The organism is Acidovorax facilis, assembly GCF_023913775.1.
In the GTDB taxonomy this organism is placed as follows: domain Bacteria; phylum Pseudomonadota; class Gammaproteobacteria; order Burkholderiales; family Burkholderiaceae_C; genus Acidovorax; species Acidovorax facilis.
This window is the reverse complement of the sequence record NZ_JAMXAX010000265.1, coordinates 1-1,861: the sequence shown is the minus strand read 5'-3', so window position 1 is coordinate 1,861 and position 1,861 is coordinate 1. Positions and strand designations below refer to the sequence as shown.

Below are 1,861 nucleotides of genomic sequence, written 5' to 3'. Positions count from 1 at the left end.
GCAGCGGGCGTTGGCACAGCCGGGGCCGCTGCCACCACCACAGCCGGGGCCTGGGGCCGCAGGGCCCACCAGGTGCCGCCGGCCGCCAGCGCAGCGGCTCCGACCACGCCCGCTGCGACAAACCACAGGTTGATCGGCCCGGCCTGACCCGGCATGGAGGAAGCGCCAGAAGTGGGCGCAGCCTGCGTGTGCAGGCCCGGCACGGCGCCCCGGCCGCGTTCGGCATCGGCACGCCGCAGGGCATCAAGGATGTAGGACATGGTTAAGGCGTGTTCCGCAGACGTGGCTCGTTCACGCCGGTGGCGCGGTTGAGCAGCATGAGGGTCAGGGGGCCGGCGCGGCCGTCGGGCGTCACGCCCTGGGCCAGCTGGAACCGGTGGATGCGCGACTGGCGCTGAGCGGGTGTCACCGGCTTGCTGCCGGGGCCCGAGCCACCGGCGGCCTTGCTCGCCAGCCGTTGGTCCAGCCATGCCGCGCCCGCCGGTGAATCGGTGATCTCGCCCCGGTCGGGCATGCCCACCGGGGCGCGCCACAGCGTGGCAATCTCGCCGCGCCAGACCTGGGCCAGCTCGGCCACGGGCACGCGCAAGCTGCGGCCGCCGCCTTCGAGCGTGGCGTTGTCGCCATCCAGTCCACGCAGCAAGACCGAGACAGGGGCCTCGGCCTCTTCCGACGGGTACAGCGCAAGCAGGACGGGCCGGTCGATCTGGCGCACCAGGTTCAGGCCCGCACGGCGGTTGCGGTAGCAGCGCAAGCCCTCGCGCGGCAGGGTAGTGCAGGCATCGGCGCCCGCAGGCAAAGCCGCCCCCCCAGGCCGAGGCCAGCGCCTGCCAGGCCGGCGCATCGGTGGCAGGCTGGGCCTGCATAAATTGGTCCAGCGCAGAAGACGGTGCCGCCGATGACGCCGGTACAGCGGGCGCGGCAGCTACCGGGGCGGAGGCAGCCGCAGCGGATGCGGGCAGCACTGCCGCAGGCGCCGCAGCCGCCGGGGGTTTCGCGCCCAAGCTGGACCCCGCACCCTGCGCCACGGCGGCACCAGGGCCTGTGGTGGCCACCTGCGGGCCGCCACGGTGCGCAGGCCACACCCCCATGCCCCAGCCCGCAGCCGCCACCGCTGCAGCACCCGCCACGGCACCCAGGCCCGCCAGAGCCCAGCGTGGCAATCCCGCCTGCCGGGCGCTGCGCGCTGCAGCGGCCGAGGCCGGCGCATCGAAGACCTCGCGCGCGGCGCGGTTGACGATGGCCCGGTTCACCTGCCGCGCGCCAGCCGCATAGGCACCGAGCAGCGCCCGGTCGCACAGCAGGTTGATGCGCCGGGGCACGCCGTGCGAGAGCGCATGCACACGCCGCAGGGCACCCCGGTCAAACGGCAGCGGCCCGGTGAGCCCGGCCACGGCCAGGCGGTGTGCGATGTACTGCTGTGTCTCCTGCGGGCTCAGTGCGCCCAGGTGAAAACGCGCAATCACGCGCTGGGCCAATTGCTCCATCGACGGCTTGGCCACCATGGCGCGCAGTTCGGGCTGGCCGATGAGGATGATCTGCAGCAGCTTGCGCTCGCTGGTCTCCAGGTTGGTCAACAGCCGCAGCTGCTCCAGCACGTCGGCCGAGAGGTTCTGTGCCTCGTCGATGATGAGCACGGTGTTGCGCCCGGCGGCGTGTGCCGCCAGCAGCGAGGCGTTGAGCGGGTCGATGTAATCCTTGACCGTTTCCACACCACCCGGCACGGTGGGCTTGTGCGGCACCCCGAACTCGTCGCAGATGGAACGCAGCAGCTCACGCACCGTGAGCTTGGGATTGAAGATGTAGGCCACGTTGCAGTGCGACGGGATCTGCTCCAGAAAGCAGCGGCACACGGTGGTCT

The 1,861-nt window shown here is 72.3% G+C and carries 2 pseudogenes; both read right to left on the bottom strand.

What is annotated here, in order from left to right:
- Positions 1–260 (bottom strand): annotated as a pseudogene (locus NFX52_RS31370) (general secretion pathway protein GspB); the annotation flags it as partial.
- Positions 261–262: 2 nt separating this feature from the next.
- A pseudogene (locus NFX52_RS30025) lies at positions 263–1,861 on the bottom strand (ExeA family protein); the annotation flags it as partial.